This is a genomic window from Streptomyces plumbidurans (genome assembly GCF_019857225.1).
In the GTDB taxonomy this organism is placed as follows: Bacteria; Actinomycetota; Actinomycetes; order Streptomycetales; family Streptomycetaceae; genus Streptomyces; species Streptomyces plumbidurans.
The window spans coordinates 20,440-36,649 of sequence record NZ_JAFJSY010000004.1; the positions used below are offsets into that span (position 1 = coordinate 20,440).

The 16,210-nt window shown below is 71.2% G+C and carries 14 protein-coding genes; 8 read left to right on the plus strand and 6 right to left on the minus strand.

Features of this window, described 5'->3' with window-relative positions:
• The first annotated feature begins 140 nt into the window (after window positions 1-140).
• From JYK17_RS03065 to JYK17_RS03075, 3 genes are all read left to right on the plus strand, one after another.
• Window positions 141-1,475: a wax ester/triacylglycerol synthase family O-acyltransferase gene (locus JYK17_RS03065; RefSeq protein WP_128801249.1), complete on the plus strand. Its 1,335-nt coding sequence runs from the start codon at window positions 141-143 to the stop codon at window positions 1,473-1,475.
• Window positions 1,476-1,578: 103 nt separating this feature from the next.
• Entirely contained in the window at window positions 1,579-3,096 is a 1,518-nt protein-coding gene (locus JYK17_RS03070; RefSeq protein ID WP_108012236.1) for an SDR family NAD(P)-dependent oxidoreductase, read from the plus strand.
• Between the two features lie 77 nt (window positions 3,097-3,173).
• Window positions 3,174-3,404: a hypothetical protein gene (locus JYK17_RS03075; protein WP_222809707.1), complete on the plus strand. Its 231-nt coding sequence runs from the start codon at window positions 3,174-3,176 to the stop codon at window positions 3,402-3,404.
• Between the two features lie 53 nt (window positions 3,405-3,457).
• On the opposite strand, the gene JYK17_RS03080 is transcribed toward JYK17_RS03075, so the two are convergent.
• The 3 genes from JYK17_RS03080 to JYK17_RS03090 form a co-directional block, all read right to left on the minus strand.
• Window positions 3,458-4,279 carry an SDR family oxidoreductase gene (locus tag JYK17_RS03080; RefSeq protein WP_222809708.1) on the minus strand — a complete coding sequence of 274 codons (822 nt, stop codon included), beginning with the start codon at window positions 4,277-4,279 and terminating at the stop codon, window positions 3,458-3,460.
• A 453-nt stretch (window positions 4,280-4,732) separates the two neighbouring features.
• Complete coding sequence (locus JYK17_RS03085) at window positions 4,733-5,161, minus strand: inositol oxygenase (RefSeq protein ID WP_222809709.1); 429 nt, start codon at window positions 5,159-5,161, stop codon at window positions 4,733-4,735.
• 45 nt (window positions 5,162-5,206) lie between these two features.
• Window positions 5,207-6,358: an ABC transporter ATP-binding protein gene (locus tag JYK17_RS03090; RefSeq protein WP_128801246.1), complete on the minus strand. Its 1,152-nt coding sequence runs from the start codon at window positions 6,356-6,358 to the stop codon at window positions 5,207-5,209.
• A 378-nt stretch (window positions 6,359-6,736) separates the two neighbouring features.
• Here JYK17_RS03090 and JYK17_RS03095 point away from each other — a divergent pair, with 378 nt between their 5' ends.
• Together JYK17_RS03095 and JYK17_RS03100 are read left to right on the plus strand one after the other, a co-directional pair.
• Entirely contained in the window at window positions 6,737-6,910 is a 174-nt protein-coding gene (locus tag JYK17_RS03095) for a hypothetical protein (protein ID WP_016431125.1), read from the plus strand.
• Window positions 6,911-6,964: 54 nt separating this feature from the next.
• Window positions 6,965-7,447 (plus strand): GNAT family N-acetyltransferase, encoded by a 483-nt coding sequence (locus tag JYK17_RS03100; protein ID WP_222809710.1) that lies wholly within the window; start codon window positions 6,965-6,967, stop codon window positions 7,445-7,447.
• A gap of 36 nt (window positions 7,448-7,483) precedes the next feature.
• On the opposite strand, the gene JYK17_RS03105 is transcribed toward JYK17_RS03100, so the two are convergent.
• Complete coding sequence (locus JYK17_RS03105) at window positions 7,484-8,827, minus strand: amidase (protein WP_128801244.1); 1,344 nt, start codon at window positions 8,825-8,827, stop codon at window positions 7,484-7,486.
• A 258-nt stretch (window positions 8,828-9,085) separates the two neighbouring features.
• Between JYK17_RS03105 and JYK17_RS03110 the strand changes: the two genes are divergently transcribed.
• From JYK17_RS03110 to JYK17_RS03120, 3 genes are all read left to right on the plus strand, one after another.
• Window positions 9,086-11,461: an alpha-L-fucosidase gene (locus tag JYK17_RS03110; protein WP_222809711.1), complete on the plus strand. Its 2,376-nt coding sequence runs from the start codon at window positions 9,086-9,088 to the stop codon at window positions 11,459-11,461.
• On the plus strand, window positions 11,454-13,298 hold the full coding sequence (locus JYK17_RS03115; RefSeq protein ID WP_128801242.1) for a glycoside hydrolase family 20 protein: 1,845 nt from the start codon (window positions 11,454-11,456) through the stop codon (window positions 13,296-13,298). The genes JYK17_RS03110 and JYK17_RS03115 overlap by 8 nt, the downstream gene beginning before the upstream one ends.
• Before the next feature lie 70 nt (window positions 13,299-13,368).
• Complete coding sequence (locus JYK17_RS03120) at window positions 13,369-14,910, plus strand: alpha-L-fucosidase (protein WP_108012245.1); 1,542 nt, start codon at window positions 13,369-13,371, stop codon at window positions 14,908-14,910.
• A 114-nt stretch (window positions 14,911-15,024) separates the two neighbouring features.
• On the opposite strand, the gene JYK17_RS03125 is transcribed toward JYK17_RS03120, so the two are convergent.
• A complete protein-coding gene (locus JYK17_RS03125; RefSeq protein WP_222809712.1) occupies window positions 15,025-15,633 on the minus strand; it encodes a DedA family protein in 609 nt (202 codons plus the stop codon).
• Between the two features lie 45 nt (window positions 15,634-15,678).
• Entirely contained in the window at window positions 15,679-16,209 is a 531-nt protein-coding gene (locus JYK17_RS03130) for a MaoC family dehydratase (protein WP_222809713.1), read from the minus strand.
• Between the last annotated feature and the right edge of the window lies 1 nt (window position 16,210).

Consider the following 16,210-nt stretch of genomic DNA (forward strand, 5'->3'; position numbering starts at 1 on the left):
CAGACACATGAGTCCCGTCCCTCAACAGGGGGACGGGACTTAATCTGCTGTTAACTGAGCGTAGCCTGATCGTACTTGACCGTAATCTCCGCGGAGAGGTTGACTGCTGGCTCACCCGTCCGTCTTCGCGAGGCAAGCCATTGACCACTGACCTGCTCGCTCCACTCGACCTGGCGTTCTGGAACATCGAGTCCGCCGAGCACCCCATGCACCTCGGGGCCCTCGGGGTGTTCTCCGCGCACTCGCCCACGGCCGGCGCCCACGCCGCCGACCTGCTCGCCTCCCGGGCCGCCGCCGTGCCCGGACTGCGGATGCGCATCCGGGACCTGTGGCAGCCCTCGCCGCTGAAGCCGATGTCCTTCGGCAGCGCCACCCGCGAGCCCGACCCGGACTTCGACCCGCTCAACCACGTCCGGTTGCACGCGCCCACCACCGACTTCCACACCGAGGCCGGCCGGCTCATGGAGCGCTCGTTGGTGCGCGGCAGGCCGCCGTGGGAGGCCCATGTGCTGCCGGGCGAGGACGGCATCTCCTTCGCCGTGCTGTTCAAGTTCCATCACGCCCTGGCCGACGGGCTGCGCGCGCTCACCCTCGCCGGCGCGATCATGGACCCGATGGACCTGCCCGAGCGCAGACCCCGCCCCGAGGAGCCGCGGCGCGGCCTGCTGCCCGATGTGCGCAGGCTGCCCGGACTGGTCAGGGGCGCGCTGTCCGACGTGGGCCGGGCCCTGGACATCGGCGCCTCGCTGGCCGTCTCCGGCCTGGGCGTGCGGTCCTCCTCCGCCTTCACCTCCGAGGCCACCGGCACCCGCCGCACCGCCGGTGTCGTCATCGACCTCGACGACGTGCAGCGCGTGCGCAAGGCCCAGGGCGGCACCGTCAACGACGTCCTGATCGCACTCGTCGCGGGCGCCCTGCGCCGCTGGCTCGACGAGCGCGGCGACGGCAGCGACGGCATCGCACCCCGGGCCCTCATCCCCGTCTCCAAGCGCCGCCCGCGCACCGCCCACCCACAGGGCAACCGGCTCTCCGGCTACCTGATACGGCTTCCCGTCGGCGACCCCGACCCGCTCGGCCGCCTCGACACGGTCCGCACCGCCATGGACCGCAACAAGGACGCCGGCCCGAACCGCGGCGCGGGCGCCGTCGCCCTGCTCGCCGACCATGTGCCGGCGATCGGCCACCGGCTCGGCGGACCGCTGGCCGGCCAGGCCGCCCGCCTCTGGTTCGACATCCTGGTCACCAGCGTCCCGCTGCCCGGCGTCGGCCTGAGGCTCGGCGGCAACCCGCTCACCGAGGTCTACCCCTTCGCCCCGCTGGCCCGCGGCCACTCCCTGGCGGTGGCCGTCTCCACCTACCGCGGCCGGGTCCACTACGGCCTGGTCGCCGACGCCAAGGCCGTACCCGACCTGGACGTCCTGGCCGCCGCCCTCACCGAGGAAGTGCGGACGCTGACCACCGCCTGCGGTTCCTGAGATCGCGGGTTTGGTGGACCGCTCCGGCGCTCCGTTAAAATTCGCTGTTCGAAAGCGGGCGCGACCGGAGCGCCGCGAGGCAAGAGCAGGGAACGCAGCGGCGATGACGGTGACAGACAACGGCTCGACGATCACGGACGAGGTCGTGCACGAGCCCGGTGACGAGGCCGCGTACGGCCCCGGCATCGACCCCGAGCGGCTGGCCGTCTGCCTCGGCGTCCTGGAGGAACTCGACAAGCTGGAGATCGACCACCCGGACGCGATCGCCGTCCGCCGGGCCACCGCGGGCGTCTACCGCACGGTCAAGCAGCGCCGCCGCCAGGAGCGCCGGGCCGCCAAGACCGCCCACGACAAGGCGGTCACGGAGGCCACGGCGACCGGCTCCGCCCAGCGCATCGACGACGAGACCGAGGGCCTGCTGCCCTCCTCGGCCACCGAGGAGGGCCGGATCGCGGGGATACTCCAGCGCCCCCGTTCCTGCTACACGTGCAAGACCCGGTACGTGGAGGTCGACTACTTCTACCACCAGCTCTGTCCCGACTGCGCCCGCCTGAACCGCGACCGCCGCGACGCCCGCGCCGACCTCACCGGCAAGCGCGCCCTGCTCACCGGCGGCCGCGCCAAGATCGGCATGTACATCGCGCTCAGGCTGCTGCGCGACGGCGCGCACACGACCATCACCACGCGCTTCCCCAAGGACGCCATCCGCCGCTTCAAGGCCATGGACGACTCGGCGGACTGGATCCACCGCCTGGAGGTCGTCGGCATCGACCTGCGCGACCCCGCCCAGACCGTGGCCCTCGCCGAGCAGGTCACCGAGGCCGGCCCGCTCGACATCCTGATCAACAACGCGACGCAGACCGTACGCCGCCTGCCCTCGGCCTACGCCGCCCTCGTCGACGGCGAGAGCGCCCCCCTGCCCGCCGGTGAACTGCCCGCGCACCACGTCATCGGCGCCTTCAACTCCGGAGCGGTCGACGGCCTGGCCGCGCTGCCCCTGGGCACCAGCGGCCTCGACGCGCAGAAGGTCGCCGATCTCGCCCTGGTCGCGGGCAACGCCAGCGTCGCCCGGCACCTGGACGGCACCGCCATCGACGCGGGCGGCCTGGTCCCCGACGTCGTCGAGTCCAACACCTGGGTGCAGACCATCGAGCAGATCTCCCCGGTGGAGCTCCTCGAGACCCAGCTGTGCAACTACACCTCGCCGTTCATCCTGATCAGCATGCTCCGCTCGGCCATGGCCGAGGCCGCGCGCAAGGCGGCCCACGGGCGCGCCTACGTCGTCAACGTCTCGGCGATGGAGGGCGTGTTCGGCCGCGGCTACAAGGGCGCAGGCCACCCGAACACCAACGCCGCCAAGGCCGCCATGAACATGGTGACCCGGACCAGCGCGCAGGAGATGTTCCAGACGGACGGCATCCTGATGACCTCCGTCGACACCGGCTGGATCACCGACGAACGGCCCCACTACGACAAGCTGCGGCTGGCCGACGAGGGCTTCCACGCCCCGCTCGACCTGGTCGACGGGGCCGCCCGGGTCTACGATCCGATTGTGCGCGGCGAGCAGGGCGAGGACCTGTACGGCGTCTTCCTGAAGGACTACGCGCCCGGCAAGTGGTGATCCGCCGGCCGTGACGTGTGGCCCGGCGCGGCTCGGGTACCCGGCCCTCCGGTGACAACCGCGCCAGGAGTGTGATCATGGACAATTCACACGGAGTCGACCCCCGTGCGTTCGACGATCCACGCAACCGCTACCCGACGGACGAAGAGTTCTACGGGGGAGACCGGCCCGAGAAGGCCGAGTTGCAGGAGGACCGGCCCCGCGGTGGCTCCGGCGATCCGTACCGGCACCCCTGGACGTGGGGCACGATCGCCATCGTGGTGTTCGTGGTCCTCATCGTCATCCTGGGCATCGCGCTGTTCCCGTGAGGGAGCCACAGCCAAGGCCGTAGTAACAGCCACTCTCCCGAGTCCTATGAGTCTCACGAGTGAGGTGGTGCGTATGAGCGAAGACGGTCGCCGACGGCGTACCCCGGCCCGGGGTACGCCGTCCTGACCCTGGTCCCGCCGTCCACCAGCAGATCCGCGCCCGTGATCCAGTCGGCCGTGTCGGAGGCCAGCCACACCACCGCCCGGGCGACGTCGTCCGGCTCACCGATGCGCCCCAGCGGAAGCCCCGCGGCCAGCTGCCGCTCGCCCGGCTCCCAGACGGAGCGCGCCATCTCGGTGCGGACGAGGCCGGGGGAGACGGAGTTGACCCGCACTTTCGGCGCCAGCTCCCCGGCGAGCTGCCGTGTCAGATGCAGCAGGGCCGCCTTGCTCGTGCCATAGGCACCGACGTTGGGCCCGGCGTGGCCCGCGCCCTCCGTGCAGATGTTGACCACGGAGCCGCCGTGCTCCCGCATCCATGCCCGCCAGGCACACTGCACGAGCCGCAACGGAGCCTCGACGTTCACCCGGAACGCCTGTCGCCACGCCTGCGGATCGGCCTCCATGAGCGGACCGTACGGCTGGTTCGTCGCCGCGTTGTTGACCACCACGTCGATCCGGCCGAACGCACGCAGCGCCAGCTCCGTCACCGCCCGCAGATGCTCCGGCTCCCCGACATCCCCGGCCAGACCCACGCCCCCCAACTCCTCGGCCACCCGCCGCACTTCACCCGCATCCCGCGCGGTCACACACACCAACACCCCTGCCGCGACCAGCCGCCCGGCAACAGCCCGCCCAATCCCACGCGTCGCCCCGGTGACAATGGCAGCCCGGCCCGTGAGCCCGTGCCCCTCGGGTCCGTATGGCGACGTCATCGCCGTACCGTCTCATGACGGATCGTCAGTTGACAGCCTTGGGACGGGAATTCCGAGCAGCCGGCGGTCAGATCCCGCCGCCTCGTTCCTTCGCTGCGCCGCGCGGCCCCGGTGACGGCGGCGGCCCTGCCCGTGAGTCGGTGCCCTTCGAGTCCGTCCCGCGGTGTCGTCGCCGAGCCCTTGGGACGGCCTGTCCGTCGACAGTGTCGAGACGGGAATTCCCGGGGCCACGGGTCAGGCCCCCGCCGCCCCGCTCCTTCGCCGCGCCGCGCGGCCCCCCGGTGACGACGGCGGCCCTGCCCGTGAGTCAGTGCCCTTCGAGTCCGTCCGGCGATGTCATCGCCGAGCCCCTGTGACGGCCTGTCCGTCGGCAGTGTCAGGACGGGAATCCGGCGGCCACGGGCCAGGCTCCCGCGGCCCAGATGCTCCTCCGTACCGTCTCATGACGGATCGTCAGTCGACAGCTCCGAGCCGGGAGTTCCGTGCTGCCACCAGTTCCAGGACCGTGCGCCAGTCCTCCAGCACTCCTGCGTCGAAGTCGGTGGTGCGGCCCTCCTCGTCGGCCTGGCGTAGGCACAGCAGGTCGTCGTCGGTGGGTTCGGGGTGGCGGTGGTGGTCGCGGAGGAGGCGGCCGACGCGTTCGCCGAGCAGGGTGCGGACCGCGTCGGCCGGGTCGGCCGGGCGCAGCAGTGGGCCGATCGCGTGGACGAGGCCCGCCACCTGGAGTTCCTTGTCGGCGGGGCGGCGCCGCCGCAGCAGCGCGGCGGTCTGCAGCGCGTGCTGGTGCAGGTCGACCCGGTCCTTGCCCGGTCCGGGAGGGTCCCACGAGCCCCGGCAGGCGTACAGCAGATCCATCAGCTCCTCGACACTGCGCAGCTCCATGCGTCAGTCCTCCCGCAGGAAAAGCCGTTGCCGTACGGCAGCAGATCATGGCTGCCTTGCGATTCGGCCAACGGGACCTGAACTGCTCGGCCCGTTCGGTGCATCGCCGGGGAGCCGCTGCCCTGTCAGCGCCGAGAAGCAGTGCACCTCCCCGGCGCGGATCGCCACCCGCAGCGAGGCCCCCCTGCCGAGGGTGGCCCGCCCCGGCAGGCGGACCACGACGTCGGTGCGCTCGCGGGCGGAGCGTGCGGTGGTGTGGAGGTAGACGACGGCGCCGGTGTCCTCGACCGCGTCGACGACGAGGTCGAGGCCGGGCGTCTCGCGGTCCTCCCCGGAGACGAACTCGAACTGCTCGGGCCGCACCCCGAGCACGATCTCGCGGGCCCCGGCCGCCCGTACCGTGTCGCGGGCCAGCGGTATGTCCAGCGCCCCGAGCCGGGCCCCGTCCGCGGACAGCGGCAGCCGGAAGAGGTTCATCGCGGGCGACCCGACGAAGGCGCCCACGAAGGTGTTGGCCGGGTGGGCGTAGATGTCCCGCGGGGTGCCCACCTGCTGCAGCACCCCGTCCTTGAGCACGGCGAGGCGGTCGCCCACCGCCATCGCCTCCAGCTGGTCGTGGGTGACGTACACGGTGGTGATGCCGAGGTGGTGCTGCATCCGCACGATCTGCGCACGGGTCTGCGCCCGCAGACGGGCGTCGAGGTTGGACAGCGGTTCGTCCATCAGATACACCCGCGGGTCCCGCACGAGCGCACGCCCCGTCGCCACCCGCTGCCGCTCACCGCCCGCGAGCGTGCCGGGCCGGCGGCCGAGGTACTGCTCGATGTCGAGGACGGAGGCGGCATGCTGAACCCGCTGCCGGGCCCGGGACTTGGCCATGCGGGCGACCTTCAGCGCGAACCCGATGTTGTCGGCAGCCGACAAATGCGGGAACAGCGCGTAGTTCTGGAACACCATCGCGATGTCGCGCTCCCGGGGCGGAAGATGGGTGACGTCCCGGACGCCGATCAGGATCGATCCCGAGTCGACGTCCTCCAGTCCGGCGAGCATGCGCAGACAGGTCGACTTTCCACACCCGGAAGGACCGAGAAGGACCATGAACTCACCGTCCTCGATCTCGAGGTCGAGCGAGTCGACGGCCGGCCGGCCCATGGCCGGGAAGCACCGGGTGGCCCTGTCGAAGGTGACCGACGCCATGACATCCCCCTCCCGGAAGAAGCCCTCGGACCCAGCATGGAACGGGTGTTGCCCCTTCGGCACGTCTGTAGGCCGAACGAGTGACGCAAAGAGAGGGCTGAAACCGAATAACTTAGGACATTGAGCCCAAGTTTTGGGCCCCATAGAGCGGACCTCTGCTCATTTGGTTAGTCTGGAGCGGACGGACAGCAGTACCGGGTTCCACCCACACCCACGTCCGTCCCGGGGCAAGCCGGTTCACAGCGGCCTGTTTCCACCCGAGTTGCAGGCGCCACCGCGTCCGAACTGCTTTCGACTCACACCTGAGCGGGCGTCAGGCGCCGGACGGCACAGTGACCGGCCCGCCCCGAGGGTGACCCGACACATAAGGAGTGCGCGGTGACACCAGAGAAGACGAATCGCGAACAGCGCCCCAAGGAACGCAAGGAGCGCGCCGGCCACCGACCGGACGACATCGGCAGCCTGGACGTGTGGGCCCGGTCCGCACCGATCCGCCTGGCGGGCTACGAGGAGGACCTGGCCGAGCCCCACATCCTGCCCAGCGTGGACTGAGCGGGCAGGAGCTTCGCGATCGCCGACCTGCATGGGCGTGCCAGACTCACGCCCATGCAGATCAGAGAAGCCGTGGCCGAGGACTGGCCGCGGATCTGGCCTTTCTGGCACCGAATCGTCGCCGCAGCCGAGACCTACGCCTGGGACCCGGACACCTCCGAGGAGGCCGCCCGGGTCCTGTGGATGAACCCCGCCAAACGGGTCTACGTCGCCGAGGACGAGACCGGCGCCGTCGTCGCCTCGGCCTACGTCACCCCCAACTACGGCGGACCCGCGGCCCATGTCGCCAACGCCGGCTTCATGGTCGACCCCGACCGGGCCGGCCGTGGCGTCGGCCGGGCCCTCGCCGAACACGTCCTGGCCGCCGCCAAGTCCGACGGCTACGACGCGATGGTCTTCAACGCCGTCGTCGAGACCAACCCCGCCGTAAAGCTGTGGCTGTCGCTCGGCTTCACGATTTTGGGCACGGTGCCGGAGGCGTTCGAGCATCCGCGGCACGGGCGGGTGGGCCTGCATGTGATGCACCGGGCGCTGTAGCACTTGCCCGCTCCGGTGGCCTCTTCCCATCGAGTTCTAATCGAGCGGCGCCGTCCGCTGCCACGGGTGCAGCTTCTCGATCTGCTCGGCCACCTCCAGCAGCATCGCCTCCGAGCCCGGGCGGCCCACCAGCTGGACGGCGGTCGGGGCGCCGGAGGGCAGGGAGCCGAACGGCACGGCCATCGCCGGCCAGCCCGTGAGGTTCCACGGCGGGGTCATGGGCGAGTAGTTGGTGTTGGCGAGGAGGTTCGGCAGCCAGCCCCGCTCGTGCCAGGCCACCGACTTGGGGGAGCGCCGGGCCAGCGCGGGGGTGAGCAGGACGTCGTACTCGGCGAAGAACGGCTCCATGCGGCGGCGCAGCCTGTCCCTGCTGTCGCTGGTGCGCACCCTGCCCACGAACCGGCGCCCCACGGCGGCGTGCACCCGGGTGCGCCGGGCCAGCAGGCGCGGGTCCAGGTCCTTGGCGTCGACCGCTGTGCCCGCCGTCCAGTGGGTGAGCGACGTCGTGCTCAGCGACATCGGGTAGGGCGGGTCGGCGCGGCGGACCTGGTGCCCGGCCTTGATCAGGACGCCGGCCGCGTCCCGGGCGGCGACCGCGTACGGCCTGCTGATCGTGACGCCGAACAGGGGGCTGCGCACCGACACGGCGATCCTGAGCATGCCCGGCTCGTGCGGTGCGGGCGCCGCGGAGTCGGCGAGGACGGAGAGCATCAGACGTGCGTCCTCGACCGTCGTGGCGAGCGGGCCGTTCTCGGCCATGCCGAACCAGTCGCCCTCGCCGATGCCCGCGGGGACGACCCCTTGGCCCGGCTTGATGGTGACCAGGCCGCAGTTGGCGGCCGGTATCCGCAGTGAGCCCATGCCGTCGTTGCCGAGAGCGATCGGTACCAGGCCCGCGGCGACCGCGGCCGCGCTGCCGCCCGAGGAGCCGCCCGCGGTGCGGCTCGGGTCCCAGGGGTTGCGGGCGGTGCCGTGCACGCCCTCGGTGGTGCCGAAGACGCACAGTTCGGGCACGTTCGTCAGGCCCACGACCACCGCGCCCGCCGCCCGCAGCCGCGCGACCGTGACATGGTCCTCGGCGGCGGGCGTGTCCGGTGTCGCCGCCGAACCGCAGCGGCTGGACTCGCCGCGCACCGCCAGGTTGTCCTTGACGGCCACCGGTACTCCGGCCAGCGGCAGTTCGGCCAGATCCGCGCGATCGGCCACCTCGTCGGCCTCGGCCGGCGCCGCCGCGGCCCGCACCGTGCGGAACGCCCCGACCCGTCCGTCGAGCCGCTCGATCCGGTCGAGGTGCTCGGCCACCACCTCACGGGGGGTGGCTCGTTTCTCGCGTACGGCGGCGGCGATCTCGGCGGCGGTCCGGCCGATCCAGCTGGTCACGGGGGCTCCTCGGAGTGCGGTGAGCGAAACTACTCGTGAGTATGGGAGCACTCTGCCGGGCCGCGGCCCCGGCGTCGAGAGCCTCGGCTCTTGGACATTCGGGCGGATCTTCTTGGACTTTTCACCGCGCGGTCGTGAGTCACCCGCCGCTGACCTGCACGTCATCCGATCAATGCGACAACCGCAGTGCGTTGACGCCTCATTGACAGGCTCCTGAGCTCGTCCAATCATCAGACATCCGATGAATTGGAGCCGCTCATGAGTCCGTATCCAAGACGTCAGGTCCTGGGTGCCGCGATGGCCGTCACCGCCTCCGCCACCCTCCCGCTCGGCGCCGCGACCGAGGCCGGCGCCACCGAGCGCGTGGACGAAGGGAGCGCCACCGTGGACGAACAGGGCGCCGCACGGCAGTGGGCACCCGTCCCGGACCCGGCCCCCGTCTCGCTCGACTCCCTCTACGACAACGACGGCTTCGACACCGCCTCCGCCCGCGGCGGCGACTTCGACGGCTCCGGCTACACGTTCCCGGGCGAGGAACTGCCCGCGGGCCGCGTCGAGGTGGACGGCATCGCCTTCGACTTCCCGGCCTCGACCGCGGGCGCCAAGAACAACGTCGTGGCCCTCGGCCAGCGCGTCGACCTGCCCAAGGGCCGCTATCTGTCGGCCGTCTTCCTGACCGCGGGCAGCTACGGCAGCGCCTCCGGCAGCGCCACCGTGCATTATTCGGACGGCTCGACCAGCACCGCCGGACTGAGCGGCGCCGACTGGTACGCGGCGGGCGGCCCGCTGTCGGCGCCGTACCGCTACACGCCGGACGGCAGCAAGGACGAGCACAGCGTCGGGATCGGTACGTCGGAGGTGTGGACCGACCCGCAGCGCGAGGCCGTCGCCATCACCCTGCCGGTGACCAACCCCGCCGAGGCGAACAAGACGTCCTTGCACATCTTCGCGCTGTCCCTCCAACCCGTGGCCCAGGGACGGGCGTTGGCCCTGCGTGACACCCACTCCACCAGTTCCCTGCTGGAACCCGGCGGCGCCCAGAGCGTCGAGGCCACCGTCGTCAACGCCGGCACCGTCGCGATCCTGGCCGGTGACGACGTGACCGTACGCGTCGACGTCCCCGGCGCCCGCACCGTCCGACCCGCCCGCATACGCCGGCTCGACCCCGGCGAACAGGCACGCGTGCACGTCGGCATCCGCAACCGCGCGGGCACCGCCCCCGGCACACAGCAGGACGGCTCGGTGACCGTCCGCGGACGAGGCGCCCAAGCGGCCACCGGCACAAGCAGGTTGACCCTGGGCACGGCCGACTACCAGCCCACCGAGGCGTCCTTGTCGGGCCACCGGGCGCCGTACTGGTTCAACGCCGCCAAGTTCGGGATCTTCATCCACTGGGGCGTGTACTCGGTGCCCGCGTGGGCGCCGGTCGGCGTGCAGTACGCCGAGTGGTACTGGGACCAGATGCAGGACCCGAACAACCCCACCTACGCCTACCACCGGGACACCTACGGCACGGACTTCGCCTACGACGACTTCATCCCCCGCTTCACCGCCGAGAAGTTCGACCCGCGCGCATGGGTGGAACTGTTCCGGGACGCAGGCGCGCAGTACCACGTGCTGACCTCCAAGCACCACGAGGGCTTCGCCCTGTGGGACACCAAGGTCTCCGACCGCAACGCGGTGAAGCTCGGCCCCAAGCGGGACCTGGTCAAGGAACTGTTCGCCGCCTCCCGGCGGTTCACCCCCGAACTCCACCGCGGCCTCTACTTCTCGATGCCCGAGTGGTTCAACCCGGACAGCCCCTGGATGGGCCACGCCCCGCGCAATCCGTACACCCTGGAACCGGTCCCGTACACCGGATACACCGCGGGCAAGGACTTCGTGAAGGACTACCAGGCCCCGCAGATGCTGGAGTTGATCCACGGCTACGACCCGGAGATCATCTGGTGCGACATCGGCGGCGAGAACGACAGCCTCCATGTCCTCGCCGAGTACTTCAACCACGCCAAGAACCGGGCCCGTCCGATCGAGGTCGCGGTAGACGACCGCTCCGGCATCTCCTTCCACGACTTCACGACCCCCGAGTACACGACGTACGAGAACACGGTCGTCGCCAAGTGGGAGGCCAGCCGCGGACTCGACCCGCGCAGCTACGGCTACAACCGGGCCACCCCGGACGAGGCCTACATGACGGCCGAGGAGGTCGTGCACAGTCTCGTCGACATCGTCTCCAAGAACGGCAACTTCCTGCTCGACATCGGCCCGCGCGCCGACGGCACCATCCCCGACATCATGCAGACCCGGCTGCGCGAGACCGGCGCCTGGCTCGCGGTCAACGGCGAGGCGATCTACGACACGACGTACTGGTCGCGCATGGCGCAGCTCGGCGACGACCTGCGCTTCACGGTCCGCCCCGACGAGGCCTTCTACATCCACTCCCTGACGAAGCCGGGCGCGAAGCTCACGGTCGCGGCGCCCGTGCCCGTCCGCTCCGGAGACAGGGTGACGATGCTCGGCCACGACCGTCCCCTGACCTGGACCGTGCGCAACGGAGCGCTGGTGATCGACGTACCCGAGTCGGCCCGCAGAGCGGGACAGCACGTGTGGGTGTTCAAGGTGGAGTGGCATGGCTGAGCGGAGAAGGAGACTGCTGCGGCTGCCGGGTGTCACGGCCGCGCTGGCACTGCTTCTGGCGCCGGTCCCGGCCATCGCGCAGGAGCAGCACAAGGCGCCGGTCACGCTGCCCGCGCTGACCAACTGGACGGCGGAGTCGGGCAGTTACCAGTACGGCCGAAGTGCCAGGCTGGTGGCGGACAGCCCGGCCGAGCGGCGGGTGGCCGACACCCTTGCCGACGATCTGCGGGCGGCCGGGCACGGCACCGTCCCCGTCGTCCGCGGCGGAGCACGCACCGGCGACATCGTCATCGACGTCCGCTCCTCGCGCGGCACCCTGGGCGCCGAGGGATATGAACTCCGCGCCGGAAAGCGGCTGTCGGTGACCGGAGCCACCGAGACCGGCGCTTTCTACGGCACCCGCACCGTCCTGCAACTCCTCGCCCAGGGCGACCGCATCCCCGCCGGGCGGACCGTCGACACACCGAACTACAGGGAGCGGGGCGTGGGCGTGTGCGCCTGCTACATCCACATCACCATGCCCTGGCTGGAGAACCTCGTCCGCGAGATGGCGTACCACAAGCTCAACCAGCTGAGCCTGGAGCTGAAGGTGAAGAGCGACGCCCATCCCGAGGCCAACACCTGGGGCTACTACACCAAGGACGAGATCCGCCGGCTGGTCGCACTCGGCGAGCGGTACCACGTCGAGATCATCCCCGAGATCAACTCCCCGGGCCACATGGACCCGTGGATCGAGAACCGCCCGGACCTCCAGCTGACCGACACCGACGGCACCAAGCAGGCGGCCCGGCTCGACGTCACCCGGCAGGCGGCCTTCGACTACTACACGAGCCTGATGGACGAATACGCCCAGGTCTTCACCGCCAAGTCCTGGCACATGGGCGCCGACGAGTACATGCTCGGCTCCGACTACTCCAAGTACCCGCAGATGCTGCGCTACGCCCAGCAGAAGTACGGCCCGAACGCCACCCCGCAGGACGCGTACGTCGACTTCATCAACCGCGTCCAGGCCTACGCCGCGAGCAAGGGCAAGCGGCTGCGCATCTGGAACGACGGCCTGACCGGCGCCAACACCGTGCCGGTGGCCGCCGGGACAACGGTCGAACACTGGCTGAACGTGGCCGTGAAACCGAGCCGACTGATCGCGCGGGGCTACCGGGTGGAGAACGCCGCCTACTCGCTCTACCTCGTGCGCGGCGGCTTCCACAGCGACACCGCGTCCCTGTACGACCAGAGCTGGGACCCGCGCAGCTTCGAGGGCGAGAAACTGGCGTCCAGCGAGGGCGTCACCGGCGCGAAGATCAGCCTGTGGCCCGACAACGGCCGGGGCGAGACGGAGAACGAGGTCGCCGTCGAACTGTGGCCCGCCCTGCGGCACATCGCGCAGACGACCTGGGGCGACGCACACCCCGACGTCACCTACGACGCGTTCACCGCGCGCGGCACGACGGTCGGGCACGCCCCCGGCAGGCGTGACCTGACGCGGCTGCCGGGGGCGGACGGCACCTACACCTTCCGTACGGCAGGCGTCTCCTTCCAGGCCGCCGTCACCCGCACCGCCGACGGCTACGCGAGCATCCGGACCGCCGACGGCTGCATGGAGATCAGCGGCGGCAAGCTCACGCTCAACACGCCCCTCCAGCCCGGCGTCGAGGCGACGCGGAAGAGCTGCGACCCTGCCGACACCCTGCAGCGCTGGCAGCTCACGCGTACCGCCCGGGGATATGAACTCGTGAACGCCATCACGCAGATGCCGCTGGTCGTCGACGACGGCCGGCTCGTGCAGGAGCCGCCGGACCAGCACACCCCAGCCGTCTGGCACCTCACCAGCCACTGAACACCATTGAACGCCACAGAACACCGATGAACTTCGATGAACTTCGATGAGCCCCGAGGAGTCCGCTCACATGGCCCTCTCAAGACGCCTCTTCGTCACCTCGGCCGCCGCGCTCGCCGCCACCGGCCTGCCCGCGCTGCCCGCCGAGGCGGCACCGCGCTCGGCCGCATCCCGCTACCGCATCCCCGTCGGCCCCGACGACACCCCGGACGACCTGGTCCGCAAGGCATCCCAAGTCCGGCCCACCGAACGGCAGACGGCCTGGCAGGCCCTCGAACGGACCGCGTTCCTGCACTTCGGCGTGAACACCTTCACCGGTCTGGAGTGGGGCACCGGCGACGAGGACCCCGACGTCTTCCAGCCCACCCGCCTCGACACCGACCAGTGGGCCCGCGCCCTGCGCGACGGCGGCTTCCGGCTCGCCATCCTCACCGTCAAGCACCACGACGGCTTCGTCCTCTACCCCTCCCGCTACACCAACCACACGGTCGCATCGAGCAGTTGGCAGAGCGGCCACGGCGACGTGCTGCGCTCCTTCGCCGGCTCCATGCGCCGCCACGGCATCAAGGTCGGCGTCTACATCTCGCCCGCCGACGAGAACCAGTACCTGCACGGGGTGTACGCCAACGGCAGCGCCCGCACCGAGCGCACGATCCCGACCCCGGTCGAGGGCGACGACCGTACGCCCGGCCGAACCTTCACGCTCGAAGCGACCGACTACGGCGCCCACATGCTCAACACCCTGTACGAAGTGCTCACCGAGTACGGGCCCGTGGACGAGGTCTGGTTCGACGGGGCCCAGGGCCGCATCCCACCGGGCAAGGTCGAGGACTACGACTGGGACAGCTGGTACTCCCTGGTCCGCGCCCTCGCCCCCGACGCGGCGATCGCCGTCACCGGACCCGATCTGCGCTGGGTCGGCAACGAGGGCGGGCTGGCACGCGAGGACGAGTGGAGCGTCGTCCCGGTCAAGGAGAACCAGTACGGCCGCACCGACTGGGCACTGTCCTACGACACCCCCGACGAGGGCAGCCGCGCCGCGCTCGTCGAGGCGCAGCCCACGACGGACTACCTGCAGTGGTGGCCCGCCGAGTGCGACGTGTCCATCCGCGACGGCTGGTTCTACCACGCCGACCAACTGCCCAAGAGCGTGGACGCGTTGACGGAGATCTACTTCGGCTCCGTCGGCCGCAACTCGGTGCTGCTGCTCAACGTCCCGCCGGACACGGACGGCCGGCTGCACGACACGGACGTCACGCGGCTGCGCGAGTTCCGTGAGCGCATCGAGCACGAGCTGCCCGAGGACCTGGCACGCCGGGCACGGGTCACCGGCTCGTCCCGGGCGCGGACGGTCGATCTGGGCACCGAGCGGGAGGTGGACCGCATCCGGCTGGCGGAGGACATCCGGCACGGCCAGCAGATCGAGAGCCTCGTGATCGAGGCGTACCGCGGCGGCGCCTGGAGGGAGGTGAGCCGCGCCGGGACGGTCGGCGCGAGCCGCATCCTGCTCCTGGCCGCGCCCGTCCGGGCCCGGCGGTGGCGTGTGCGGGTCACCGGGGCGCGGGGGGCCGTGCGGCTGAAGCGGTTCGCGTTGTACCGGTCGGCGGTCTGAGGGGTACGAGGGGCCTGGCGCTCACCAGGCAATCACCAGGCGGTCGACGGAGGGGGCGGCGCTCCGGTGGCCGCCTGGCCGGAATGGGGACGCTCCCGGGCACGGCAGCGTTCCTCAATCGCGGGAGCGGCGGTGCCGGCGCACCCGCCAGACGACCAGGGCCACGACGACCAGTGCGGCCGTGACGAGGGCGATGGTCCGGCCGACCACGCCCTCGACGCGTTCGTAGGCGGCCCCCGCGGCATAGCCGATCAGAGCGTTGCCGACTCCCCAGATCAGGGCGCCCAGCGCGTTGTAGAGCAGGAAGCGGCGGTAGCGCATGCGCGAGGCGCCCGCGAGGGCCGGTACGAGGGAGCGGAAGAGGGCGACGAACCGGCCCAGGAAGACCGCGGCCGGACCTCGTCTGCGCAGCAGGGCGCGGGCCCTGTCCACCCGCTCGGCGCGCCGCCGCAGGGGGCGGCTGGCCATGAGCGGCGGTCCGAGGCGGCGGCCGAGCTCGTACCCGACGCTGTCCCCGGCGACGGCCGCGAGGACGACGGCGATCATCAGCCAGACCAGGTCGACGGTGCCCCGCCGGGCCAGGACGCCGCCGACGATCACCGCGGTCTCGCCCGGCAGCACGAACCCGAAGAACAGCGCGTCCTCGGCGAACACCAGGGCCACGACCACCAGGTAGACCACGGGTCCGGACAGGCCGGCCAGCCAGTCGACGAGAGCGTGCATCCGCCGGCTCCCTTCTCCGCCCGTGCCGCCTGTGCGCTGTGCGGCTTACGGGTACCCGGCAGACGCGGATGACCCGGCGGCGTTCCGCAGCAGCAGGAAATTCACCGCGGTCATGGTCAGGACGGCCTCGCCGTGCTGGTTGAGGACCTCGATCCCGGTGTGGACGAGCCCGCGGTCCGGCCTGGACCGTGAGACACGGCTCTCGCGGACGGTCGTGCGCAGCGACAGGCTGTCGCCCGGCCGGACCGGCCGTACCCAGCGCAGTTCGTCGACGCCGGGGGAGGCCAGGCCGCCCACCTTGCTGATGTAGTGGTCGGCGTACATTCGCATCATGACGGCGCAGGTGTGCCAGCCGCTGGCGATCAGGCCCTGGTAGGGGCCGTGCAGCGCGGTCTGCTGATCCGTGTGGATGCCCTGCGGGTCGAACTCGCGGGCGAAGCGGAGGATGTCCTCCTCCCTCATGGTGACGCTGCCGTAGACGTAGACCGCGCCCGGGACGTAGTCCTCGAAGTAGCGGTCCTCGATGGGGACGGCGAAGTCCGCGTCGCTGAGCGTGACGGTGATCGGGGGTGTCATT

Coding starts and splice junctions, on each gene's coding strand:
- JYK17_RS03090 (WP_128801246.1), bottom strand. CDS start 6,358: ATGGCGTCGGTCACCTTCGACAGGGCCACCCGGTGCTTCCCGGCCATG.
- JYK17_RS03130 (WP_222809713.1), bottom strand. CDS start 16,209: ATGACACCCCCGATCACCGTCACGCTCAGCGACGCGGACTTCGCCGTC.
- JYK17_RS03070 (WP_108012236.1), top strand. CDS start 1,579: ATGACGGTGACAGACAACGGCTCGACGATCACGGACGAGGTCGTGCAC.
- JYK17_RS03120 (WP_108012245.1), top strand. CDS start 13,369: ATGGCCCTCTCAAGACGCCTCTTCGTCACCTCGGCCGCCGCGCTCGCC.
- JYK17_RS03075 (WP_222809707.1), top strand. CDS start 3,174: ATGGACAATTCACACGGAGTCGACCCCCGTGCGTTCGACGATCCACGC.
- JYK17_RS03100 (WP_222809710.1), top strand. CDS start 6,965: ATGCAGATCAGAGAAGCCGTGGCCGAGGACTGGCCGCGGATCTGGCCT.
- JYK17_RS03125 (WP_222809712.1), bottom strand. CDS start 15,633: ATGCACGCTCTCGTCGACTGGCTGGCCGGCCTGTCCGGACCCGTGGTC.
- JYK17_RS03085 (WP_222809709.1), bottom strand. CDS start 5,161: ATGGAGCTGCGCAGTGTCGAGGAGCTGATGGATCTGCTGTACGCCTGC.
- JYK17_RS03115 (WP_128801242.1), top strand. CDS start 11,454: ATGGCTGAGCGGAGAAGGAGACTGCTGCGGCTGCCGGGTGTCACGGCC.
- JYK17_RS03110 (WP_222809711.1), top strand. CDS start 9,086: ATGAGTCCGTATCCAAGACGTCAGGTCCTGGGTGCCGCGATGGCCGTC.
- JYK17_RS03080 (WP_222809708.1), bottom strand. CDS start 4,279: ATGACGTCGCCATACGGACCCGAGGGGCACGGGCTCACGGGCCGGGCT.